This window comes from Hydrogenobacter sp. (assembly GCA_041287335.1).
In the GTDB taxonomy this organism is placed as follows: domain Bacteria; phylum Aquificota; class Aquificia; order Aquificales; family Aquificaceae; genus Hydrogenobacter.
Window position 1 is genome coordinate 23,074 of sequence record JBEULM010000032.1, and the last position, 24,250, is coordinate 47,323.

The 24,250-nt window shown below is 41.9% G+C and carries 22 protein-coding genes and 1 tRNA gene; 4 read left to right on the forward strand and 19 right to left on the reverse strand.

What is annotated here, in order from left to right:
- Window positions 1-6 precede the first annotated feature (6 nt).
- From ABWK04_04550 to nuoE, 4 genes are read right to left on the reverse strand one after another with little or no spacing between them, the layout of a single operon-like run.
- A complete protein-coding gene (locus tag ABWK04_04550) occupies window positions 7-663 on the reverse strand; it encodes a uracil-DNA glycosylase (GenBank protein ID MEZ0361157.1) in 657 nt (218 codons plus the stop codon).
- On the reverse strand, window positions 636-884 hold the full coding sequence (locus ABWK04_04555; protein MEZ0361158.1) for a hypothetical protein: 249 nt from the start codon (window positions 882-884) through the stop codon (window positions 636-638). Before ABWK04_04555 ends, ABWK04_04550 begins: the two co-directional genes overlap by 28 nt.
- On the reverse strand, window positions 851-2,122 hold the full coding sequence (locus tag ABWK04_04560) for an NADH-quinone oxidoreductase subunit F (GenBank protein ID MEZ0361159.1): 1,272 nt from the start codon (window positions 2,120-2,122) through the stop codon (window positions 851-853). The genes ABWK04_04555 and ABWK04_04560 overlap by 34 nt, the downstream gene beginning before the upstream one ends.
- Window positions 2,097-2,561: an NADH-quinone oxidoreductase subunit NuoE gene (nuoE, locus tag ABWK04_04565; protein ID MEZ0361160.1), complete on the reverse strand. Its 465-nt coding sequence runs from the start codon at window positions 2,559-2,561 to the stop codon at window positions 2,097-2,099. The genes ABWK04_04560 and nuoE overlap by 26 nt, the downstream gene beginning before the upstream one ends.
- Window positions 2,562-2,667: 106 nt before the next feature.
- Between nuoE and ABWK04_04570 the strand changes: the two genes are divergently transcribed.
- On the forward strand, window positions 2,668-4,566 hold the full coding sequence (locus ABWK04_04570; protein ID MEZ0361161.1) for a 2Fe-2S iron-sulfur cluster-binding protein: 1,899 nt from the start codon (window positions 2,668-2,670) through the stop codon (window positions 4,564-4,566).
- Between the two features lie 31 nt (window positions 4,567-4,597).
- The gene (gene tkt, locus ABWK04_04575; protein ID MEZ0361162.1) at window positions 4,598-6,580 is read left to right on the forward strand and encodes a transketolase; all 1,983 of its coding nucleotides are present in this window, start codon (window positions 4,598-4,600) and stop codon (window positions 6,578-6,580) included.
- On the opposite strand, the gene pth is transcribed toward tkt, so the two are convergent.
- From pth to ABWK04_04600, 5 genes are all read right to left on the reverse strand, one after another.
- Window positions 6,573-7,145 carry an aminoacyl-tRNA hydrolase gene (gene pth, locus ABWK04_04580; protein MEZ0361163.1) on the reverse strand — a complete coding sequence of 191 codons (573 nt, stop codon included), beginning with the start codon at window positions 7,143-7,145 and terminating at the stop codon, window positions 6,573-6,575. The genes tkt and pth overlap by 8 nt on opposite strands.
- A complete protein-coding gene (locus tag ABWK04_04585) occupies window positions 7,145-7,723 on the reverse strand; it encodes a 50S ribosomal protein L25/general stress protein Ctc (GenBank protein MEZ0361164.1) in 579 nt (192 codons plus the stop codon). The genes pth and ABWK04_04585 overlap by 1 nt, the downstream gene beginning before the upstream one ends.
- Window positions 7,724-7,741: 18 nt before the next feature.
- Window positions 7,742-8,677 carry a ribose-phosphate pyrophosphokinase gene (locus ABWK04_04590; GenBank protein ID MEZ0361165.1) on the reverse strand — a complete coding sequence of 312 codons (936 nt, stop codon included), beginning with the start codon at window positions 8,675-8,677 and terminating at the stop codon, window positions 7,742-7,744.
- Between the two features lie 24 nt (window positions 8,678-8,701).
- Window positions 8,702-8,774: transfer RNA gene (locus tag ABWK04_04595), tRNA-Gln, on the reverse strand.
- Entirely contained in the window at window positions 8,765-9,577 is an 813-nt protein-coding gene (locus tag ABWK04_04600; protein MEZ0361166.1) for a 4-(cytidine 5'-diphospho)-2-C-methyl-D-erythritol kinase, read from the reverse strand. The genes ABWK04_04595 and ABWK04_04600 overlap by 10 nt, the downstream gene beginning before the upstream one ends.
- Window positions 9,578-9,608: 31 nt before the next feature.
- Here ABWK04_04600 and ABWK04_04605 point away from each other — a divergent pair, with 31 nt between their 5' ends.
- Complete coding sequence (locus tag ABWK04_04605; GenBank protein ID MEZ0361167.1) at window positions 9,609-10,316, forward strand: SapC family protein; 708 nt, start codon at window positions 9,609-9,611, stop codon at window positions 10,314-10,316.
- On the opposite strand, the gene ABWK04_04610 is transcribed toward ABWK04_04605, so the two are convergent.
- The 9 genes from ABWK04_04610 to ABWK04_04650 are packed head-to-tail and all read right to left on the reverse strand — an operon-like array spanning window position 10,305 to window position 21,307.
- The gene (locus ABWK04_04610) at window positions 10,305-11,012 is read right to left on the reverse strand and encodes a hypothetical protein (GenBank protein ID MEZ0361168.1); all 708 of its coding nucleotides are present in this window, start codon (window positions 11,010-11,012) and stop codon (window positions 10,305-10,307) included. The genes ABWK04_04605 and ABWK04_04610 overlap by 12 nt on opposite strands.
- Window positions 11,013-12,419, reverse strand: coding sequence for a cbb3-type cytochrome c oxidase subunit I (locus tag ABWK04_04615; GenBank protein MEZ0361169.1), 1,407 nt, complete (start codon window positions 12,417-12,419; stop codon window positions 11,013-11,015).
- Window positions 12,416-12,973 carry a hypothetical protein gene (locus ABWK04_04620; GenBank protein ID MEZ0361170.1) on the reverse strand — a complete coding sequence of 186 codons (558 nt, stop codon included), beginning with the start codon at window positions 12,971-12,973 and terminating at the stop codon, window positions 12,416-12,418. Before ABWK04_04620 ends, ABWK04_04615 begins: the two co-directional genes overlap by 4 nt.
- Window positions 12,974-12,975: 2 nt before the next feature.
- Entirely contained in the window at window positions 12,976-14,280 is a 1,305-nt protein-coding gene (locus ABWK04_04625) for an MFS transporter (protein MEZ0361171.1), read from the reverse strand.
- Window positions 14,281-14,294: 14 nt separating this feature from the next.
- Window positions 14,295-14,993 (reverse strand): respiratory nitrate reductase subunit gamma, encoded by a 699-nt coding sequence (locus tag ABWK04_04630; protein ID MEZ0361172.1) that lies wholly within the window; start codon window positions 14,991-14,993, stop codon window positions 14,295-14,297.
- Window positions 14,990-15,550, reverse strand: a complete 561-nt coding sequence (gene narJ / locus ABWK04_04635) for a nitrate reductase molybdenum cofactor assembly chaperone (protein MEZ0361173.1) — start codon at window positions 15,548-15,550, stop codon at window positions 14,990-14,992. Before narJ ends, ABWK04_04630 begins: the two co-directional genes overlap by 4 nt.
- Window positions 15,550-17,100 carry a nitrate reductase subunit beta gene (gene narH / locus ABWK04_04640; protein MEZ0361174.1) on the reverse strand — a complete coding sequence of 517 codons (1,551 nt, stop codon included), beginning with the start codon at window positions 17,098-17,100 and terminating at the stop codon, window positions 15,550-15,552. The genes narJ and narH overlap by 1 nt, the downstream gene beginning before the upstream one ends.
- An 11-nt stretch (window positions 17,101-17,111) precedes the next feature.
- Window positions 17,112-20,858, reverse strand: a complete 3,747-nt coding sequence (locus tag ABWK04_04645) for a nitrate reductase subunit alpha (protein ID MEZ0361175.1) — start codon at window positions 20,856-20,858, stop codon at window positions 17,112-17,114.
- Window positions 20,855-21,307, reverse strand: coding sequence for a cytochrome c (locus tag ABWK04_04650; protein MEZ0361176.1), 453 nt, complete (start codon window positions 21,305-21,307; stop codon window positions 20,855-20,857). The genes ABWK04_04645 and ABWK04_04650 overlap by 4 nt, the downstream gene beginning before the upstream one ends.
- 153 nt (window positions 21,308-21,460) lie before the next feature.
- Between ABWK04_04650 and mqnE the strand changes: the two genes are divergently transcribed.
- On the forward strand, window positions 21,461-22,570 hold the full coding sequence (mqnE, locus tag ABWK04_04655) for an aminofutalosine synthase MqnE (GenBank protein MEZ0361177.1): 1,110 nt from the start codon (window positions 21,461-21,463) through the stop codon (window positions 22,568-22,570).
- On the opposite strand, the gene carB is transcribed toward mqnE, so the two are convergent.
- Complete coding sequence (carB, locus tag ABWK04_04660; GenBank protein ID MEZ0361178.1) at window positions 22,565-24,244, reverse strand: carbamoyl-phosphate synthase large subunit; 1,680 nt, start codon at window positions 24,242-24,244, stop codon at window positions 22,565-22,567. The genes mqnE and carB overlap by 6 nt on opposite strands.
- Between the last annotated feature and the right edge of the window lie 6 nt (window positions 24,245-24,250).

Consider the following 24,250-nt stretch of genomic DNA (forward strand, 5'->3'; position numbering starts at 1 on the left):
CTTTCATTATAACCTTTCCAGAAGCTCTTTGATCCTTTTCATGTCCTCGGTAAATTCCTTGTCCGCAGAAGGGTTTCTCAGCACGTAAGCGGGATGATAGGTGAGAAAAACCTTTATGTTCCTGTTATACGGGTACTCAAAGAGTTGTCCACGATGCTTGGTTACTGGAAGGCTCTTCCCCAAGAGACCCTCAAGGGCTGTAGATCCTAAACACACTAAAAGCTTAGGCTTTATTATATCTATCTCCTTTCTCAGATAGGGAAGACAGCTCATCATCTCTTCCTTAGTAGGCTTTCTGTTACCAGGCGGTCTTGATTTTACTACATTGGTTATATAAACTTCCTCCCTTTTGAGTCCAACCTCTTCAAGCTTTGTATTTAAGTATCTTCCAGCCTTTCCTACAAAGGGTCTCTTTTGCCTGTCTTCTTCCTCACCAGGTGCTTCCCCTACAAAAACTACAGGAGAATCGGGATTTCCGTCACCGAACACGTAACCTCCACTGCCTTCGTAAAGGATGCATTTTTTCTCCGCACTCAACCTTTTAAAAAGATCCTCAAGCATGATTTTTTTGTCAGGTTCTTCCGCTTTACTTTTAAACCCGTAAATCTCGTTTATACCTATCTCTTCAAGGGATCTCAGCGTTGCAAGAAATTTTCTATCCATGATCTTTCAAAGCAAGCACTACCTTCTTCGTAAGTTTGGCTCTTGTCTATGCAATCTCTCAGCTTCTCAAGTTTGTACAGAGTGGCTTTTTTACATAAAAACCAGGCATATTTGCACCAATCGTGATCCTTTAAAGGATTTGTATTACAGCTCTTTTCCTCTCCGAAGGACAGTCCAAAGGTAAGTATCAGACAGAGACAAGTTTTCTGTATCTTTCCCATTCCTGTGGAAACTTTTTCATCGTTTGTCTTATAAGTCTTCCCGCTACTGCACCCAGACCGCATATGGAAGTAGGTTGTATGAACCTGTTTACGAAATCGAAGCCTTCCCAATCTCTCTCGGTTGCTCTGCCTTCTACTATCCTTTCCAGAAGATTTGCCTGTTCGTAAGTTCCTACTCTGCAAGGCGTACACTGCCCACAGCTTTCGTGAGCATAAAACTCAGCCACCTTCAGACACATCTTGACTATATCATCTTCTTCGGTAAGTACTATTACTGTACCAGTTCCACCAAAACCTAAAGGTGAGTAATCCATAGGTGTATCCAGCTCATCAGCCGAAAAACAGTCCAGAGCGCCCGAAAATACCGCCTTTACCTTCTTGTTGTTTATTGTACCGCCCGCATATTTATAAACCACTTCCCTAAGCGTTGTATTCATCGGAAGCTCATAAACTCCGGGTTTTTTTACCTTACCGCTTACGGGGAAGAGTTTGGGTCCCGGGTAATCACTCGGTCCTATATACCTGTACTCCTCCCATCCGAGCTTTATTATAAAGGGTATGTTACATAAAGTTTCTACGTTATTGACAACCGTCGGTTTCCCAAAAAGTCCATACTGCACTGGAAAGGGAGGCTTGGTCCTAGGAAATCCCCTTTTACCTTCCAAAGACTCTATCAGCGCACTCTCTTCACCACATATGTATGCACCTGCACCCCTTGCTACGTATATCTCAAGATCAAAACCGCTCCCCATTATGTTCCTTCCAAGAAAACCTTTCTTCTTTGCCTCCTCTATGGCATCTCTGAGTATATAGTAACCTGCTGGATACTCTCCCCTGATGTATATGAAGGCTTGATTTGCACCGAGTGCGTAAGCTGATATGATCATGCCTTCTAAGAGGAGGTGTGGGTCTCTCTCTATAAGCACTCTATCTTTAAAGGTACCCGGTTCGGATTCGTCCGCGTTGCATATAAGGTATCTGGGAGGTGGATTCTGAATAGCGAACTTCCATTTTCTCCCTGTAGGGAAACCTGCCCCGCCACGACCCCTTAACTGACTCCTATCTACCCACTCTACTATCTCCTCAGGCTTCATGTTGAGAGCCTTTTCAAGAGCTTGATATCCACCATCTTTGAGATAATCATCTATAAAATGGACTCTCGGCTTTTTTGCTCTCTTCAGAAGCATATCAAGTGTGGTTTCTGTGTATATGTTAGGTGTAACGGGATAAGATCTCATGGAGTTTCTCCTTGTTTTCAAACTTATACGAATCCTCGTCTATCATAAAGAAGGGGGCTTCGGAGCATGCACCCAAGCACTGTACCGCTATAAGTTTAAAGCGCCCATCCTTTGTTACCTCGCCAAAGTCTATGCTGAGAAGCTCTTTAAGAGCCTTTATCAGTTTATCCTTGTTCATAAGGTCACATACTATACTTGTACATACCCTTATTCTGTGTCTCGCAGGTTCCCCTCTGTCAAACATATCGTAAAAGGACACCACATCTTCTACATGGTTCAAAGGTAGATCAAGAAGCTTAGACACTTCCTCAAGAGCAAACTCAGGTATTTTCCCGTAGTAGTCTTGGACTTCATGCAGGCACATAAGTATAGCTTGCTCTTTTTTGGGAAAGTAAGCTGCATGATCCTTGAGTTTTTCAAGGAGCTTTTCTTCAAGCATAACTTGATAGATTATACCTTCACTTTTGATCAAGTGTAAACTTTTTATGATTTAAATCATAATAAGTTGGAGGATTAAGAAAGATGTGATATCTTAACTGGAAGCCATGGAAAAAAAGGTGAAGATAGTCATAGATGGAAGAGAGATAGAGGCTCAAGAAGGTAAAACTTTGCTTGAGGTAGCCCTTAAGGAAGGTGTTAGTATTCCATACTTTTGTTATCATCCCAAACTTAGAATCATAGGTGCGTGCAGGATGTGCATAGTTTATAACGAAAAAACGGGAAGACTCATAACTTCCTGTAACACAAAAGTTGAAGATGGTATGATCATATCCACACAGCACGAGCTTGTCAAAAGTAATCAAAAGTATTTACTTCAAGCTTTTATGACGAGACATCCTCTTGATTGCCCCATATGTGACAAAGCTGGTGAGTGTGACCTTCAAAATTATGGCGCTATCTTCGGACCTCAAAGGCAGATCGTTCCAGTTTCTGCCCTTGAAAAAGAGAGGCATTATACAGACTGGGAGAGCGATTTTCTTGAGTACTACACAAATAGGTGCGTTGTGTGTTATAGATGCACGAGGGTGTGCGATGATATAAATGGAGCGCGCGCCCTCTACGTTGAAGAGAGGGGTTTTCACGCTAATATAGTGCCTACTGTGAGACCTATAGACACATCCTCGTGTGAGATGTGCGGTTTGTGTGTGCATGTGTGTCCGGTGGGAGCTATAATTTCTAAACCTTTCAAGTACTGGACAAGAAGCTGGCTGCTCAAAAAGGAAAAAACCGTATGTAACGTGTGTCCCGTAGGATGCGAAGTTCAGGTGGAGTACGGTATAGGTGACTGGCGATCCAAGAAGAAAGTTTACAGAACTAAGCCTACAGATGATCTCAATATATGTGCAAAAGCTTTCTTCGGCTATGACGTTTTAAACAAAAACAGACTTTTAAAGCCATACATATACGAAAGGGAAGAAACAACGGGGAACGCCGTAAACTTCCTGTCCCATCTTTTTAGAACTAAAGGGGAAGAAACCGCTTTAGTGCTTTCTTCATACCTTACAAACGAGATCCTCGCTAACCTGAAAGAAATAGCTTTAAGGAGCGGTTGTTTTGTTAGTTCACCGCTGACTGCTGACTTTTACACCTTTTTGGAAGGCTATGGTGATTATACACCTATGTACATACGAGAAATAGAAGGTGCAAACCATTACATACTTGTAGGAGACGATATTACTTCCACTGCCCCAGTTTTATCTTACTACATAAAGGGAAAGGTGTACAAGTATGGCAGGACTTACAAAGATGCCAAATTTAACCCTAAATATCTGAAAGATCTTGAGGAATTGTGGGATGTGGTTGATAAAGGTAGCGTGCTTGTAATAAACACTACAGGTATGGGAAAGGAAGGTACAGACATAGGCACTCTGATAAGAAAACTCTCTCAAGAGAGAAATTGTAAAGTACTTTTACTTCACAAGGATACAAACTACTTGGGTATATACAAAACCTTTGAAAAGGATATGCTTTCCCATCTGGGTAGTATTATGGAGGGGGTCAAAAGGGGTAGTATAAAGAACCTCATTGTGTTTGGTGAGGATCTCCTTGACTACTACGAAATGGAGGAACTTGAAGAGATCTTTAAAGGGCTTGAGAATCTTATAGTCTTCTCTCCTTTTGCCGATGGGCTTTCGGAAATTGCGAACGTAAAAATTCCTATGTGTCTTTATGGTGAGGTGGAAGGTAATTATTATACGATTATGGGTGTACGAAAGTCAAAAAGATTTCTCCCTTGGGCTTTTAAAGAGGAAGATTTTTATAAGGATATACTTGAGAACATGCCAAAAGAGAAAAGAGGGGTTAAAGTGTTAAAAGGGTATAATCCCCACACGAAGCGCAACGTTCACCTATACAGAAGTAACTGGATAACACAAAGGAGCGAAAATCTCACAAGGCTTTACGAAAAGAACGCTTATTTAGAGACGAGCAGATATCCCGCTTAAGAGTTTAAAATATAAATTTTCGGAGGCTAAGATGGAAAGGGATCAGACTGTCATAAATACCATAAGGTTTTTGAGTGTTGATCAAGTAGAAAGAGCCAAATCTGGACATCCTGGTATGCCTTTGGGTGCTTCACACATAGCTTACATCATCTTTGATAGGTTTTTAAAGTTCAATCCCAAAAATCCAAACTGGATAAATAGGGACAGGTTTGTACTTTCTGCAGGTCATGGAAGTGCTATGCTGTATTCTCTACTTTTCGTCATGGGGTATGACATCAACCTTGAAGACCTTAAATCTTTCAGACAGCTCGGAAGCAAAACACCTGGACATCCGGAAAGCCATCTCACACCTGGTGTGGAAGCAACCACCGGACCTCTCGGACAAGGCATTGGCAATGCGGTAGGAATGGCTATAGCTGAGAGGTATCTTTCAAGCTATTTCAACAGGGAAGGCTTTCCTATAATAGATCACTACACTTTTGCCTTAGTAAGCGATGGGGATCTCATGGAAGGAGTTTCGTGTGAGGTAGGGGAGCTTGCTGGACACTTTAAACTTGGAAAGCTCATAGTACTTTGGGATAACAACGGAGTATCTATCGACGGTCCCACATCCCTCGCGTGGTCGGAGGATGTACTAAAGAGATTTTCAGCTTTTGGGTGGCATGTGCAACATATAGAAGATGGATACGATCTGAAGAAGTTAGAAAGAGCTATAAGGGAAGCTATAGAGGAAAAGGAGAGACCATCCTTTATTTCCGTTAGAACTCACTTAGGATACGGCAGTCCAAAGCAAGATGATGCGAGCGTTCATGGATCACCTCTTGGTAGGGATTTGGTTCTTGAAACTAAGCGTAGATTTGGTTGGAATGAAGAAGATTTTTACGTACCAGAGATGATTTATGAATACAGAGAAGAAAAAATACGGAAGGGTAAAAAAGCGGAGGAAGAGTGGAATGAACTTTTTAGAGAATACAGCGAAATTTACCCGGACCTCGCAAAAGAGCTTTCGGATGTCTTTAGAGGAGATTGGAATAAGAAGTATAAAAATCATATACCCATATTTACACAGTCTATGGCAACACGTCAAGCCAGCGGTAAGGTGCTGAACGCTATTGCAAAGCACATACCTACGATGATAGGTGGATCGGCTGATCTTTCCGAGTCTAACAATACTTACCTTCACGGGATGGGAGATTTTCTAAGTGACAATCCACTTGGTAGAAATATACACTATGGTGTAAGAGAACACGCCATGGGTACTATACTCAACGGTATGGCTTACCACGGTGGTGTACTGCCTTACGGAGGTACATTTTTAATATTTTCCGACTACATGAGACCTACTATAAGACTCGCTGCCATGTCTAAACTTCACGTTATATACATTTTTACCCATGACTCCGTCGGTTTGGGAGAGGACGGACCAACGCACCAACCTATAGAACAGCTAAGTTCTCTGAGACTCATACCTAACCTCTGGGTACTGAGACCTGCAGATGCCAATGAGGTTAGTGTTGCGTGGGATATAGCTATTGAGAGAAAAGATGGTCCTGTAGCTCTTGTACTTTCAAGACAAAAGCTTCCTATTATAGATAGAAGCAAATATGCGTCTTTTGAAGGTGTAAGAAAAGGTGCGTATGTGCTTGCCGATACGGAAGGTACACCGGATGTAATCCTGTTTGCGAGTGGTTCGGAGATTCATCCATCCTTAGAAGCCAAGCATCTCTTGGAAGAGGAAGGCATAAAGGTAAGGCTTGTGAATATGGTCTCCTTTGAACTTTTTGAACTGCAGGATGAAAATTACAGGAAGGAAGTTATACCATCGGAAGTCAAAAAAAGGGTAGCGGTTGAGGCTGGAAGGAGCTTATGCTGGTACAGATACGTAGGGTGTGAAGGTTTAGTTATAGGTATAGATGAGTTTGGGAAATCCGCACCCGGTGATATCCTCATGGAGTATTTTGGATTTACAGCTGAAAATATTGCCAAAAGGGTAAAGGAGTTTTTCTTCAGATAATAGGTGCGTTACAAAAATTTATGGCACTTTCAGGTGAAAACTCGACGCATCTCAAAAGACATTCTTTTGAGCGATCAAGTACTTTGTAAAGGAGAGCTTCTTCCTCCTTATTAAAGGGAGAGAGGACATAACTGACTACTTGATTCTTATCTTTTGGTCTGCCTATACCCACTTTGAGTCTGGGAAACTTCTCCGTCTTTATCTCTCTTATGATGGACTCAATGCCGTGGTGTCCCCCACTACTCCCTTCGAGTTTGAGCCTTAACTTGCCCAATGGCAGATCAAGATCATCGTATATGACTATCATCTCCTCCGGTAGGATTTCATACTCTTCAAGCAAATTAACAACTGCAAGACCGGAGTTATTCATGTAAGTTTGAGGTTTTGCCAAGATCACTTCCCTCCCGTCTATCTTCGTCTTGTATAGATGTGATAAACACTCTTCCCGATGATCCTTCAGCTTGAGCTTTTTAATAAGCTCGTCAATAATCATAAAACCTACATTGTGACGTGTCTTTTCATACTTTTTACCGGGATTTCCCAGACCTACAAGTAGCTTTATCATCAGGCGGATGCTTCTTCGGTTGTCGTTTCCTCCACCTCTGGTTCAAGGACTACAGCAAGCACTTCTTCAGGTGAGTCCATTATTACGCATCCAGTTGGAGGTGCTATGTCTCTTACGTGAAGCACATCACCCAACCCCATATAGCTTACATCAACTGTAATTTTATCAGGTATACTGTCTACAGGTGCTTTCACCGTTAAGGTGTGCATCATGATCTCAAAAGTACCACCAAGCCCTACACCTGCAGGTACTCCAGCAAACTCTAAAGGCACTTCTACTTCAATCTCCTTAGTGTGAGATATGTCATAAAGGTCTACATGCATCGGGTTATCTCCCAGATAACCCATCTGGATATCCCTTAATAAACACACCTTTTTATCCCCGTCTATTTCCGCTTCTATAAGAAAGGCCTCTCCGTGAGGCAAAGCCATAAGTTCTTTCAAACTCACATAAGCGTGCTTATTTTCCACATCCTTACCATAAATTTCTACAGGTACGTAACCTTCCCTTCTCATGTTTTTTAGCTCGCTTTTTTTACCCAACCTTCTCGGGATCAACTTAAGCGATACCTTTTTCATGTTTACCTCCTTGTTTTTTTATGCAAATAGCGAACTTACCGATTCGCCTTCGTGTATCCTCTTTATAGACTCTGCAATGAGGGGAGCAACAGAAACTACCCTCAGCTTTTCGCACCGCTTTCCTTCTGTAGGAATAGTGTTGGTTACAATTACTTCCAGCAATGGAGAGGTATTTATTCTCTCTACAGCTGGACCCGACAGTATCGCGTGGGTGGCAACTACCGAAACGCTTACAGCACCCTTTGATATGAGTAAATTCGTTGCGGAGACTATCGTTCCAGCTGTATCTATCATATCATCAATTATTATAGCTTTTTTCCCATTAACATCACCTATGAGATCAAGCACTTCAGCTACGTTTGGTTCTGGTCTCCTCTTGTATATTATCGCTATACCACATCCAAGCTTGTTGGCAAGTCTCCTCGCCCTTTCCACACCTCCAGCATCTGGAGAAACCACTACCGTATTTTCGTCAACTTTATCTTTTAGATACTCGTAAAGAACGTTCAGAGCGTAAAGGTTATCAACGGGTATGTTGAAAAAACCCTGTATTTGGGGAGAATGAAGATCCACTACCACGAGTCTTTGAGCACCTGCAACCGTTATGAGATCAGCCAAAAGCCTCGCACTTATAGGTACACGTGGTCTGTCCTTTCTATCCTGCCTTGCATAAGCGTAGTACGGTATAACCGCTGTTATCCTACCTGCCGAAGCTCTTTTTAAAGCGTCAAGTATCAAAAGAAGCTCCATAATGTATTCGTTCACCGGAGGGCATAAGGATTGTATTATAAAAACATCCTCCCCTCTCATAGACTCGTTTATCTGAACCCTTATCTCACCGTCACTGAAACGGGAGACGATCATGTCTGATACGGATATACCGAGGTGATCGGCTACCTCCTTAACCAAAAGAGGATTACTGTTACCAGTCAAGAGCTTTATATTGCCCACCATAGTATCACCTCATAGTTTCAAAAGCTGGGGTGCCTGGACTCGAACCAGGAACCCCCGGATCCAAAGTCCGGTGCTCTGCCAGTTGAGCTACACCCCATCACAGCTTTTAACCTCGTAAAGTCGCCATCCGCGAAGGGCTGCACCTCTTTTTACCTCTTGAGAAGCTTCACCTATATAAAATATACACGAACCGCTACCACTCACCATAGGTCTGTAACCCAGGTACTTAAGAAATCTATAAGCTTCCTTCATTTCGGGAAATATCTCCATAGCGATCTCACCCAAACGATTTTCCATCACCTCAAAATTACCCTCTACCAAGCTCCTTATTATTTTATCATCGTCAATTTCGTGTGTCAACGAAGTATCTCTCACGGCATTGTAAACCTGTGAAGTAGAAACAGCTATATTCGGATACACAATAGTAATTTTCAGATCAAGATGATCAATAGGCTGCACTATGTCTCCCCTACCTCTTCCCACCGCTGTGCCACCATATAGAAAGAAAACCGCGTCGGATGAGATTTTTTTAGCTATTTCTTGGAGCTCCTCCATACTTAAAGGTTCTCCCAATATCTTGTTAACAGTTTTGAGAACTACTGCACAGTTGGAAGAGCCTCCTCCTAAGCCTGCGCCTTGCGGTATATTTTTCTGAATGTATACGCTCAGCTCAAGCTCTTTCCCGAGATATCTCTCCATGACTTTTAAAGCTTTGTAAACGAGATTCTCTTCCTGCGGTATTGAGTTACTCGTCTGAACCCTTAATGGTCCCTCTTTTATGAATATCTCATCAAAAAGAGATACACTGTGGTACACGGTGAATATTTCATGATAGCCATCAGTCCTCTTTTCCAAAAGCCATAAACCAAGATTTACCTTAGCAGGGGATAAAACCCGCATAGCTATATATATTATATTTAGGGCTTGAGATATGACGAGACTTTTTTCGGATGTACGCTTCCTTGATCCACAAAAGCACGGACAACTCAATTGGGAATGTTTAAAATCACGCTGTCCTTCAAGTTGTTGCAATGTTCCCGATCGCACTTTTGTGGTTCTTGAAGAGTTAGTACGGCTTTCAAAATACTTTCCTATAGTTATAACGGTAGAAGTGGATCATATAGGAAGGGAAGAAAAACTCCTATGCGCCTATTTCAGGCTCAAAGAGGACAAGAAGGGCTGTGTGTACTTGAAGGAAGGTTTAGGTTGTTTGATAGAGGAGGAAAAGCCATACACTTGCAGGCAGTACCCTTTCTTAATAAGAGAAAATTATCTGGCTGCGGACTTTACGTGTCCGGGATTTTCTCAAGACGTAGGCACACCTGTGTGGAATAAAGAAAGCATAAATCCATATTTTGAAAGCGATTTCTTCTTATACTCTCTGAAGCTTGAGGAAGGTAAAGCGCAAACTGAGGAATTCCTAAAGACACTTTTTGATCTTGACCTTATAGTAGGAGGAAAACTCACATACGAGACTATAGATGTGTCTTTCAATATGGTAGATGAAAAAAGGCTTTTGGAACTTCCAAAGGATATACTGAGGGAGTTTTATCATAGAGGATACTTGCGCCTGGTGTATGCACACCTCAACTCCCTTCAAAATTGGGAAAAGCTCATCAAAAGGTACCTAAAGCCTTGATCTGCTTTTCCATAAAAAGATGTTTAGCATCAAGGCCAAGGAGAAAGAGACAAAAGCGGGTACGAAGAGTATATACATCCCAAAACCGGTATGCCATCTTCCTTTATAGTAATTAAAGCAACTCAAAGGACCTTTCTCCACAGGAATGGTGAAGACTGTTATTCCTCCGCTAAGTTCCCTCAGAAATATATCAAGAAGCTCAAGGTTTTTTATTCCATCTATTTCCCAGAGTATATTACCTTTTGCATCTACACCTACAAGGAGAAGATCATGTTCGTATGCTCTTTTCGCTCTGCTCCACGAGTAGTGAAAGCCTACACGCTGTAAAAGCTCAGGAAGATTTTCTTTATCAATTACACCAAAAAACCAGTTTTTCTCTTTGTCCATATTTAATTCATAAGCCATCCTTTGCATATCCTCCAGATTGTCTCTTATGTCAAAACTCAAAACAACAAAGTTCACATTTTTCATATCTCTCACCTCATCCTTTATCATCAAAACATAGGGATAGCAAGCACCTGTGCATTTTGTATATACAAAGGTCAAAACCGCAGGGAGTAACTTCCTTAAACTTATATTACCGTAAGGTGTTTTTATAACATACTCACCTACGCTCTTCATGTAATAAGCTTCCCTGTTTAATCCCGCATATTCACCGAAAGACAAAGAAAAAAATAAAAGGAAAAACAGAAGCATTTATTCCCTCATGATCTTTAAACTTTTGCTAAGGGAGTAAATAAGGAATATAGCTGAAGATATAAATACTAAAAGGGCAAATCCAGCTCCCCAAAAGGCAAGAGTAGGTCCTACATGTATAAAATCCGGATACTTATCGACCCTTCTCATCACGGAAAAGGCACCCCCTAAATAGAACATAAATACAAAACCTGTACCACCTACTATATACATAGGTAAAAGTAGCTTAGGCGGTGAAAATTCACCAGCGTTTTCCCTTATAAACCAAGTTATGAAAGCTAAACTAAAAAGTACGTTGCCAAGAAGGTTGTAAGTGTGGAAGTGTGCAGGTACCCAAAGGGTATTGTGAAGCACAAAATTATTCATTATTGTGGCATCAAGGATCGCACCTATACCTCCAATAGCCCAAAAGAGGGTACCTAAGAAAAAAAGGGACATAGCTAAATTCCATCTTAAACCAGAACCATAAACTGTCGTTAACACGGTGAAAATAGTAACAGCAGCGGCAGGTATAGGTGCTACCCAAGAAGCTATCTGCCCTATGAATTGAAAGGGTAAAGGTTGTACAAAATCCATGTAAAGGTGATGAAAGTAGGCTAAAAGAACTATGAGAAGAACGGCGTTCCATGCTAAAGCTACATAACCTTTAATTTTGTAAGGTGGCTTACCCACAAGAAGTGGAAAAAGTTCGTAAAGGGTTGCTATACCAAAATAAAGCATTTCATTAACGAGAGTGTGACCAAACAGGAATGTAAGGTTTTTGGCAAGCAAAGCATCGCTTTTTACACCAAAGAAATACTGAAGGTAAAAGAGGATAAGAAGTATAACACCAGCTATCAGGCAAGCGATTACCCCAATTAGGGTTACTGTAGTTATGAGTATAAAAGGTGGTGTATCGCTCTTTTTGCCAAATAGAGCTGACCACGCAAGGGCTGAAGATAAGGAATACTTTCTTAAAATGGAAAAAAGCATAGCTAAAGACCATACGAACCATCCTAAACCTAAAAAGGTAAGAGATAGTATAAAAAGTGGTAAAGACCAACCTGCACCTTTTGTGTAAAAAGGTAAGGGATACAAAAAGTACCAGCCTGGATGTTCACCGCCTAAAAGGAGAGAGAATATGAGGAGTAACGCACCTGAAAGTGTCATTACGTATGCAAAGGCGTTGGTAAGTATAGGTGGATCTGTATACTTGCTCATAAGATAGTTAACCCCTGCCATGCTCATTACAAACCACACACCTGCCATTAAAAGTCCATGGGCAGACATGAGTGAGTAAAATATGTTTGGAGCTAACTCGATAAGGTTAGCTTGATTTAGCCTCATGAGTATTCCCATAAAAATGGCAAATAAGAAAACCGAAAGAGTAGTCAGTATCCATAAGAAGGTTAATCTTTTGAGACTCACGGTACCACCTCCATCTTAGCATTCATATAAGCATGGGCAATTCCGCAGTATTCCAAACACTGGATGGTATATATGCCTACTTTTTTAAAACGATACCTAAGCCTGTTTATGTATCCTGGCATAGCTTGTACCTGAGCTATAAGCCTACCTTCTGGATCGTAAATACCAAAACCGTGGTTAACGTCAAAGCTCGTAACCCTGAACTCAACAACTTCACCCTTTTTTACCTTCACCTCATTTCCTAAACTTCTGCTGAAAGTTTCTTCATCAGTTATAGGAAACCCGCTTATCGCAAAGCTGAATTGCTTTGCTACCACGTGCAGTACTCTATCAGGGGGAGATTGGGAGAAGGCAAAATAAGGTGCTTTTGGTAGAGTAAGTATGAGGTATATTGCTACTGTGATTGAAAGGAGTAAGAAGAAAAAGAATCTGAACTTTTCAGAATTTTTTAATATTTTTTCTTTAAAAGAGGACAGCGCCACATAAAGGTAAACGGAGGCTATAACTGTAGAGGATATCAAAAATGCTAAAAAGACAATCCATTGAAGACTCATCTTTACCCTCCTCTAAACCTCTTAAGCAGTACGGTCACAAAAATAGCTATAAGAGAAAGTATAACATAAATCACAAACCCCTTTGCGTAGCCGGAACTTCCCATGAATTCAACAAAGGCACCGAGGATGGGTGGAGCTACAAAACCGCCTAAAGAACCAAGCCCACCTACCCACCCTGCTGCTCCTCCAACCGCTTCAGGTACATACTTAGATACAAGTTTAAACACCGCAGCATTGGCAAGTCCCACACCTGTACCTAACAGAATAGTGCCTATTAATCCAGTATAGAAGTTACCTGTTAAGAAAACGATCGTGGAACCCACAAGCATGAAAACAAAACCTAAAAGTGCTACCTTTTCACCACCTGTCTTGTCACTTAGGTATCCCCCTAAAACCCTTACGAGAGAGGCTAATATAGAGTAGCCCAGGGCGGTTAATGTACCTGCAATAACTATAGATACACCGTGATATATAGACCAGTAGGCGGGTAGCCAAGCGGTCAATCCCAGAAAGCCTGCTCCGAAACATACCGCATAAAGAAATACGAGTATCCATGTTCTGAAATTTTTGGCTGAGTGTGTTAGAGCCGCAAAGAAACCGCCTTTGGGTATAAGCTCCTGCCCCAGCTGTTTTGCTATGTTCACTGCACGTTCCCTGGGAACACCCTTGGATGTCAGCTGAAAGTAGCATGCATCAACGGCAAATACAGCGTAAAGTAAAGTACCTATTAAAAGGAAAACAAACCATGCAAGGTAAGCTCTGGGTAGCCCCCATGCGGATATGGCTATAGGTAAAACAAGGGCAAATATACCAGCAGCTGTATTCCCAATACCTGCATAAATACCAAGAGCCGTACCCTGTTTACTTTTCGGATAGCAGTACGAAACCTGAGCTATACCTACAGAGTAAGTGGCTATACTGCATCCGCTTAGCACACCTAAGAGCAGTATAACTGGATAAAATTCTTTACTCATTCTGTCAGGGTAGTAGGAAAACAAAAGGAAGGTGAGCCCCCCCATGCCAAGTATAGAAAGGAATAGTAGAGTAAGCATAGGTTTTTTCCCACCGACCTTGTCCACCCACGCTCCAAAGGGTAATCTCAATAAAGAACCTGTCAAATAGGGTACGGACACCAAAAGCCCAAGCTCTATGCCTGAGAGGTGTAAAAGTCCTTTAAAGCTCTTCGCGGCAGGTCCATACAGAGAAACTGCAGCAAAACCTACAAAGAAGGCGAACGTTGCCCATATAAGACCAAGAGTGGGGTTATTTACAAGCTTTAACTCTATCTCTACTATGAGCCTTTCCATCTTTGTTACCTCCTTCATCTCTTAAGAGCCTGAAGTCTTCTGAAGTTTATATAAGGTCTCCACAGGTAGCTTAAAGGAAATGTTACCGAGTGTACGAGCTTAGTAAAAGGGAAGTATGAGAAAAATATGAGAGCAAAAATTATGTGGAGTTTGTTTGTAAAAGGTATACTCGCCGAGAACGTCGCATTAGGCAAGAACTTAAGTATGCTACTCAGCCAAGGACCTACCGCATAGGACACTCCAAAAACACCTTTTATTACAGACTGATACATACCTAAGGAGGTTATTATTAAAAGAAAAAGCAAAACAGCATAATCTTCAAAGGTGGACATGGACCTGATCCGAGGGTTACTGATCCTTCTCCACAACGCAACTAAAAGTCCCCAAAGAAGCATAACACCTCCTACAATACCAATCCAGCGGAAAAAGTCCACAAGATAAGTAAGTCCGTACGCACCTCCCACAAATCCCACCACATGAGCTATAAACAGGGTTAGCAATCCCCAGTGCATGTTGAGAGACGCTACTCCTATGGAAGACCTACCAAAGAAGCCTGAAGAGCGCGTCGTCCAAAGTAAGTCTCCGCGAGCTGTTATATCCCACTTTCCCCTATAGCTTCCCTTAAATCCACTGAAGAGTCTGTAAAATATACCCCCAAAAAATAGGAACAAAGCCACATAAGGTAAAGCTATAAATAGGAAGTTTTCCATCATTTTTTCACCTCCTCTTTTTGTATGTCAAGTTTTAAAAGTTCTGCAAGCACGTCAAAGAGCAGAATGTAGTATGAACCGAGTTCTTGGAGTCTTTCGCGCATACGTTCAAGGGCTGGCAGTATATACTCCTGTATACACCTTCCCCTTACTTGGTCTTCTTTTCTGTCCGCTGTTAATGCAAGAAATTCAAGCACCATAGGGAGAAAATCAGGCAACTCTTTACTATCAGGCTTTAGCCCAAAGTATTTGTAAGCACCAAGAAGGTCTATCATGTAGTCGTTCCTATCGGATACACCTGCTTGCGCGCAGGTATTTGATTCTTCAAAGAGATGAGCGCCGAGATAAAGAGGGCATTTGGGGGAAAGCTCAAAAAGGTCAATATACTCTTCTGCTGACGGTGGATAAAAAGTTAAAAAATCCAGAAGTTTTTCGGATAACTCATTTCCAAGAGTATAAAGATAGGTTGCAAGAAGATATCCTTTCTTCTTTACATCTTCTACAGCCACCTCCTCTGGGTTACAGAAAAGTTCCGATAAAAGTAAGTACAGTTCCTTCATCACAACCCCTCCGTTGCGTGATAGGATTTTCTTCTATTTACGGGTGACCAAGGATTCATGATGTCAAAGCCTGTCATCCCTCTTTCCGTGTATGGGTCAATTTCCGCCTTTTCTCTCCTCGTTGTAGGAAGAACAAAGCGCTCGTTATAAAAAGCAAGAGACACACCTCTCAAAATACTCTTAGCATCTTCTTCACTTAACCCAACCCTTTTGAGAATTTCAGTATTTGGTTTACCATCAACTTTTAAGCTTCTAAAGTAGTGCCTTACTGCAAGCTGTCTCCTTATGGACTTTTTGACTTCCTCCTCGTTTCCTGCTGCAAACATATTGGCTAAGTATCTTATGGGTATACGCATTTTATCTATATCTTCTATATCTGGCAGAAAACCTCCATTCTCAGGTTTTTCCATATCAAATATGTCCGTATCAGAAGGAGAGCTTTTGCCTTTCGCTGTGGCAAGCGGACTTAAAGGTGGTATGTAAAAAACCATTGGAAAAGTTCTAAACTCAGGGTGAAGGGGAAGCGCAAGTTCCCATTTTTTAAAGAGTTTGTAAACGGGTGAGCGTTGCGCAGCATCTATCCAATCATCCGGTATTCCTTGTTTTTTCGCCTCCTCTATCACTTTCGGGTCAAAGGGATCAAGGATAACCTCTCTTTGAGCTTTGACAAGGCTGCGCTCATCAGCCAAAAGCGCTTCCTCAAGCTTTTCCAAATCGTAAAGGACCAAACCAAAAGACCTTATTCTACCTACGCATGTGTGGAAGCAAACCGGAGGAAGCCCTGTTTCAACTCTGGGATAACATAGTATACACTTCTCCATCTTCCCAGTTCTCCAGTTATAGTACGGTTTTTTGTAAGGGCATGAGGATACGCAGTACCTCCAGTTTCTGCATCTCACTTGGTCTATGAGGACTATGCCATCTTCTTCCCTTTTGTAAGCTGCACCCGATGGACAGGCACCCACGCAAGCTGGATTAAGACAGTGGTTGCATATTCTTGGAAGATAAAAGTAAAAAACGTTTTTAAAAGTGAGGAGTGCTTCCACTTCTTCCTTGCTCATACCTTTGAAGTTCACATCGTATTTACCCGTTACGTGTGTACCACCAGCATTGTCTTCCCAGTTTACGTTCCAAGTTATAGGTATGTCCTCCTCACCTGTCACCATTGATTTGGGTCTTGCTACGGGCTGTTGTTTCTTTTGCTCTTTTGTGTGTAGTTCTTCGTAAGTGAAAGTGTAAGGATCTTCGCCGTAGTAATCCTTCATTTCGGGTATATGCGGATTGAAAAAAAGGTTAAGAAGCATATAAGATTTCCCACCATAGCGCAATTTCAGTTTGTTGCCTTTTTTAACCCATCCTCCTTTCCACAGCTCTTGGTCTTCCCATCTTTTTGGATATCCTATACCCGGCTTCGTTTCTACATTGTTCCACCACATGTACTCTGCACCTTCTCGGTTTGTCCACACATTCTTACATGCGACGGTGCATGTGTTGCATCCTATACACTTTTCAAGGTTAAAGGTCATACCAAACTGTGCCTTTACTCTCATGTCAGACCTCCTTATTTGGCAGGTAATTTGTTCATCTCCTCCTCTTTATAAATGACCTTCTTTCTACCTTCGGCGTGAGGCATTTTGCGTATGAGAACGCAGTGATCTCTTTCGGAAGGTGATGTTCCCCAATAGTTGGTATAATAAGAAAATTGAGCGTACCCTCCTATCATAGTACCAGGATTCATCAATATCCTCGTAGTTGCGTTGTTGTTTCCTCCCCTAAGGTCAGAGCATTGGTATTTTTTAGCTAAAGGTGAGAAGGGTATATTTACGTGTCTTTCCACCTGGTGATAGGTTATCGCCATACCCCTCGGAACCTGATGACTCACCACAGCTCTAACTACCTCTATACCGTTTTCGTTCCACATCTCCACCCAATCGTTGTCTTCTATATCCATCTCTTTGGCATCTTCCGGATTGAGCCACACTGTTGGTCCACCCCTTGATAACTGCATCATAGGCCAGTGGTCTCTAAAAGAACTGTGTATCTGCCACTTTCCGTGAGGTGTTATAAAGCGAAGCACTTTTGACTTAGGCTCAATTCTTTTTAGGTTTATGTCGCCAAGCACCACCGTATCCAGAGGAGGCTTATAAGTAGGTAAGGCTTCTCCAAGCTCTCTAAAGCCTTGATGGTCGTAGTATATCTCTTGCCTACCAGAAAGTGTGTGCCATGGTTTAAGTCTCTCCACATTTAACGTCCAAGGTGCAAAGGTTCTCTGTTTCCCATCTTCGTTTATAAGTATGGCTCCCCACTGGGGTGTAGTGTGTATCCTCCTTGGTTGCGAAATGATATCCTTGTAATGAACCTTTCTGTCTTTCACTGGCTCTACAAGATCCGTCAAAGGTAAGCCTACCTTTTTTTCCATTTCCTTGAAGAACATGTAAGCTAACCTTCCATTTAGCTCTGGAGATATCTGAAGTATGAGTTCACAGATTTGTTCGGGCTTTTCAAAATAGATCTTTCCATTTCTAACCTCCAAAACCTCGTTGTTTTTAAGCTCCTCCACTATAGGTGTAAGGTCCACATAGTGACCTTTTGAACCATAACCTTTAGGCTGGCATACAAGAGGACCCAAAGAGACAAGCTTGTCATATATCTTCGTGTAATCCCTTTCAACTATCGTAATTTTGGGGAATGTCTTTCCTGGCACAGGTTCACACTCTCCGTATTTCCAATCTTTCACTTCACCTTTAGGTTGTGCGAGCTGGTCAGGTGAATCCATGAAGAGGGCTGTAACCACAACATCTTTTACTGGTTTAGGAAAGTGCTTTTTAGCAAGTTCTGAAAACTTCTGAGCTATGAGCTTGAAGGCTTCCCAATCATGCTTTGCCTCCCACGGGGGTTGTATTGCTGGTGTCAAAGGATGTACAAAAGTGTGCATATCTCCAAAGGTTACATCGTACTTTTCGTACCAAAAGGCAGCTGGAAGTACTATGTCTGCATAATTTGCGGTTGAATCCATCCTTATGTTGAGATTAACGAGAAGGTCAAGCTTGCCTATTGGAGCTGGCTCTCTCCACTCTATCTCCTTTATGAGTCCCTTTGCAGGCTCTTCTTCCCAAAGTACATTGTGGTGAGTTCCAAGAAAGTGTTTAAGCGCTATCTCCTGTCCCCTCATACTTGTACCTATGAGGTTGCCTCTCCAAACTATAAGTACTTTAAGATGGTTTTCTTTGGCATCCGGGTCGTGTATTGCGAATCTGTACCTGCCCTCCTTAAACTGCTTTACGATCCAGTTTACGACTTCTTCATCAGTCCTGCATCCCGCTTTTATGGCTTCTTCATAAACTTCCAGAGGGTTTTTCTTATCAAAAGTTGGATAAAAGGGTAACCATCCAAGCCTTACAGCTAAGGCATTCATATCCGCAGCGTGGTTGTATCTTTCTTTCATCTTCGTATTTTCAGCCCATTGGGTATCAAAGGTCATAGGGTCGTATCTCCACTGACCTGTGTGGAAATACCAGAAAGATGTAGAGTTCTGCATTCTTGGCGGTCTCGTCCAATCAAGGGCACCACCTAAATTTACAAAAGCTGCGTGTAGTCTCGTGTGCTGTGTACCTACATAATGGTTAAAGTTGCCACCATTCCTTCCGTTGCATCCACAAAGAGCGAGCATAACAGCTAAGGCTCTGTAATAAAGAGGTCCGCCATGGTAAAAGTGTAAAAGCCCAGGACCCGTTATAACCATGGATCTACCTTGGGTTTTTTCTGCATTTTCTGCGAACTCTCTACCTACCTGTATGGCAAGGTTCCTGCTAACCCCAGTCTGAGACTCCTGCCACGCAGGAGTAAAAGGCTTAGGATCATCGTAATCCTTGGGATAATCACCTCCTAAACCTCTTGAGACACCTACCTGTGCCATGAGAAGGTCAAAGGCTGTTGTCACGATGATTTCTTTACCGTCTTTACCCTTTATAACCTTTGCTGGAACATCTCTTATTATCTCTTTGGGTGGCTTGCCCTTCCCTTCAGTCTTCCCTGGGAATATACTGAAGGTATCAGTGAAATCGTAAAAAATCACGGGACATCTCAGGTTCTCATGGTCTAATAAAGAAAGGAGCGGATCAAAGTCCTCCCCAGTTTTTGCATTCTTCAGCTGAAGGTTCCACCTACCCGTGGGTTCTTTTTCCCATCTGAAACCTATACTACCCATAGGCAGTTGAAGCTTTCCATTTTTATCCATCATAATGAGCTTCCAGTCAGCATTCTCTTCGTCTGAGTATTCATACAAGTCAGAAGCTCTCAAAAATCTACCCATGCGGTATTTGTTTCCGTCTCTATCAAGCATTACGAGAAAAGGAAGGTTTGTGTACCTTTTTACGTAATCCTTAAAGTAAGGTACCTCCCTTTCGACAAAGAACTCTTTGAGAATTACATGAATACACGCCATGAAAAAAGCACCATCGCTACCCGGAATTAGGGGTATCCATAAGTCAGCGTATTTGGTAACATCCGAGTAGTTTGGTGAAACGCTCACTATCTTTGTCCCTCTCATTTTTGCCTCAGGTATGAAGTGACAGTCTGCTGTTCTCGTCATATTTAGATTTGTCCCCGCTATTATGATGTAAGTGCTTTGATACCAATCCGAGCTTTCACAGTTTTCCGTTTGGTCACCCCACATAGCGGGAGAATTGTGCGGAAGGTCATGATACCATTCGTAGTAACTGCAGTATATACCACCCAAAAGGTTGTTATATCTTTGCCCGGAGATAAAGCTCACAAGGCTCATAGCGGGTATAGGTGAAAAGGAAGCTATATGATCAGGTCCATACTTCTTTATAGTGTATATTTGAGCACCAGCTATTATTTCAGTAGCTTCATCCCACGTTACCCTCTTCCACCCCCCTTTACCTCTTGCGGATTTGTATCTTTTAGATCTCTCTTCATTTTCAACTATGCTTGCCCATGCCTCCACAGGGTCCTTACCTTTCTTTTTTTCTTCATAGTACATATCCCATAAGACCTTACGCACATATGGATACTTAGGTCTTAATGGTGAGTAGGGATACCATGAGGCAGTCACACCTCTCTGACAGCCTCTTGGTTCTACATTGGGAACATCTGGCTCTATCTGAGGATAGTCTACTTTCTGAAGTTCCCAAACTATCATGCCATCTTTAACAAACACCTCCCAGCTACAAGCCATGGAACAATTAACACCGTGCGCAGTTCTCACGCTGTAGTCATAGGACCATCTTTTTCTGTAAAACTCTTCCCACGACCTTGAATCTTCCGTTTCTCTGAACCACCTCATACTTTAACCTCCACAGATTTTTTGCTGAAAAGAAAAGCCAAAAAGCTTAACATAATGGCTAAACCCGTCCCCAAAGCCAGCGAAATGTAGTAGGTAAAAGTGCGGTTCGTAGTCCTACTTTCTTCAGGAGACTTAAGATAGTTAACCAAAGCGTTCACCTCATCGTCGGTGAGTCCAAGATCTGGCATAGGGGTGCCATACTCCTTTAATAAGGAAAGAGCAACGTTATCCTTTGCATTAATAAGACTTGTAGGTGACTTAATGAACCTCTTCAACCACTCTAAATCCCTCCGCTCTGACACGCCCTTCAAGTCCGGTCCTACCAGCTTTCCCTTGCCAATGGTATGACATGCTGAACACTTCTGCTCAAAAATCTTTCTACCTATATCATCCGTACCGTAGGATGACACTATACAGAGGATGAGGAGTAAAAACAGAATTTTATTCATATTCATACCTCCTAATTCAGGAAATTTAAAATATTATGACCTTTTTGTCAAATATATTAGGTAATCAGAATATCAATATATTTTTATCAAACTAACTTGACTTGGGAGGATTTGCGTTTATCTTTTGAAGGAAAACTTTCCGGAGGTATAAAGATGGAAATAGCCGGGATTTTAGAGCGTATCTCGGATAAGAATTTGAGATATATAGGAGAAAAGGTCCTAAAAGGTGTGAGGCTCTCTCCGGAGGACGCACTCTATATGTTCAGCTCACATGAACTTACTTTTATAGGAGCGCTAGCTGAATACGTAAATAGAAAGAAGAACGGCATGTTCGCTTACTTTATCATAAACAGGCAGATAAACCCTACAAATGTGTGTGTGTATCAGTGTAACTTCTGCGCTTTTGGGGTTACTAAATCCGATCAGAGAGCTTATGAGATGAGTCTTGAAGATATACTCAAAAAGGTAGGGGAAATATATGCGCAGGGTGGTAAGGAGGTTCACATGGTTGGAGGTATTCCACCCCATTGGAAGGTGGAAGATTACGTAAGACTCGTAAGAGAGATAAAGAAAGCCTTTCCTCAAATTACAGTAAAGGCATGGACAGCTATAGAAATACATCATATGTCCAAAATATCGGGAAGGTCTTACGAGGACATACTTAAAGAGCTAAAAGATGCAGGTCTTGAGGTTATACCCGGAGGTGGTGCTGAGATCTTCTCCGAGCGAGTAAGGAAAATAATAGCGCCCTATAAAGCCAATGCGAAAGAATACCTTGAGGTACACAGAACCGCTCATAAACTTGGTATACCTACCAACGCTACTATGCTCTACGGACATATAGAAACTTACGAAGATAGGGTGGATCATATGCTAAAGCTCCGAGAACTTCAAGACGAAACTGGAGGTTTCCAGGTTTTCATACCCTTAGCCTATTGGCCAGAAGGCACAAAGTTGGGTGGAAACAGAACATCCTCCGTTGATGATCTAAAAACCTTAGCAATATCAAGATTATTTCTTGATAACTTTGAACACATAAAAGCCTATTGGGTGACACTCGGTGAAAAAGTAGCTCAGATAGCTCTCAATTTTGGTGCTGATGATCTTGACGGTACGATACAGGAGGAAAAGATAGTACATTCTGCAGGTACAAAGTCAGCTTATGGACATTCAAAGGACAGACTTATAAAGCTTATAAGGAACGCTGGAAAGATACCTGTAGAGAGAGATACCTTTTACAGACCTGTATGTATATATTCATAATTGATCCTCGTCAAGTATACATTCCCCATCAATAGTGTAGTAAGGTCTCTCGTAGGTGGAGTAGTAATAGGGCGTATAAGCAACAAATTCGCCTGCGCATGTATCTACACCTTTAAAGGCAGGCACTATATAACTCTTTCCCCTTAGTTCTCTCACATCATCCTCTTTTAGGTTCTTTAGCTTGGCTATCTCAAGATCGGAGTATCCAAGTTCTTTGGCACGCCTGAGAGTCTCATTATCAAGCTCACTTTCTATGAGCACTCTTTCAAAATCCACGATCTGTTTTACGTTATGTAGAAACCATCTGTCTATCTTGGTGTATTCGTAAACATCCTCCACCGAATAGCCTCTTCTGAAAGCCTCAGCTATGTACCAAACTCTGTCCGGATTTGGAACTCTCAAGTTTCTTACGAGCGTATCATCCGGAACACGATCAAGGTAAGGGTAAGTAAGACCATATGTATCTATCTCAAGACTTCTGATAGCTTTCATAAAAGCTTCTTTAAAGGTTCTACCTATTGCCATAACTTCTCCTACGGATTTCATCATTGTTGTAAGAGTCCTATCCGTTTGGGGAAATTTGGCAAAGTCAAATCTAGGCATTTTAACCACTACGTAATCTATTGAAGGTTCAAAGGATGCAGGAGTATACTTTGTTATATCGTTTTTAAGCTCGTCAAGGGTGTAACCTATTGCAAGTTTTGCAGCCACTTTCGCTATAGGAAAACCAGTAGCCTTAGAGGCAAGAGCCGAAGACCTTGACACTCTGGGATTCATTTCTATTACATAAAAGTCTCCATTTTCAGGACTCACCGCAAACTGTATGTTTGATCCTCCCGTATCCACACCTACTTCTCTCATAATCTCTATACAGGCATCGCGTAACACCTGATACTCCTTATCGGTGAGAGTTTGAGCGGGTGCTACAGTAATTGAATCTCCTGTGTGAACACCCATAGGATCAAAGTTCTCTATTGAGCAGACTATAATGACGTTGTCCTTTGAGTCCCTTATTACTTCAAACTCGTATTCCTTCCAACCTATCAGGGATCTATCTATGAGAACCTGATGAATGGGGGAAGTCTTGAGAGCTGTTTCAAGCTTTTCTCTGAACTCTTCAATGTTGTATGCTATAGAGCCTCCGGTACCACCTAAGGTAAAAGCTGGTCTTAGTATAGCGGGAAAGCCTATCTCCTTTATGGCACTTAGCCCATCTTCAGTAGAAGATATCACAGCGCTTTCTGGCACTTTCAGTCCTATTTTTCTCATAGACTCCCTGAATAATTCCCTATCCTCGCCTTTTTTGATAGCCTGATAGTTCGCACCTATTAGTTCCACACCGTGCTTTTCTAAAATGCCTTCTTCGTAAAGCTTTACAGCCAAATTGAGAGCTGTTTGTCCCCCTAAGGTAGGAAGAAGGGCGTCGGGTCTTTCTATTTTTATTATTTCTTCAAGTACATCCGCACTCAAAGGTTCTATGTAGGTTCTATCGGCTACGCTTGGATCCGTCATTATGGTAGCTGGATTTGAATTAACAAGCACTATACTGTAACCTTCTTCCTTCAGAGCCTTACAAGCCTGAGTACCAGAGTAATCAAATTCTGCAGCTTGACCTATCACTATGGGACCAGACCCTATTATAAGTATCTTTTTTATGTCATTTCTCTTCGGCATTTTATA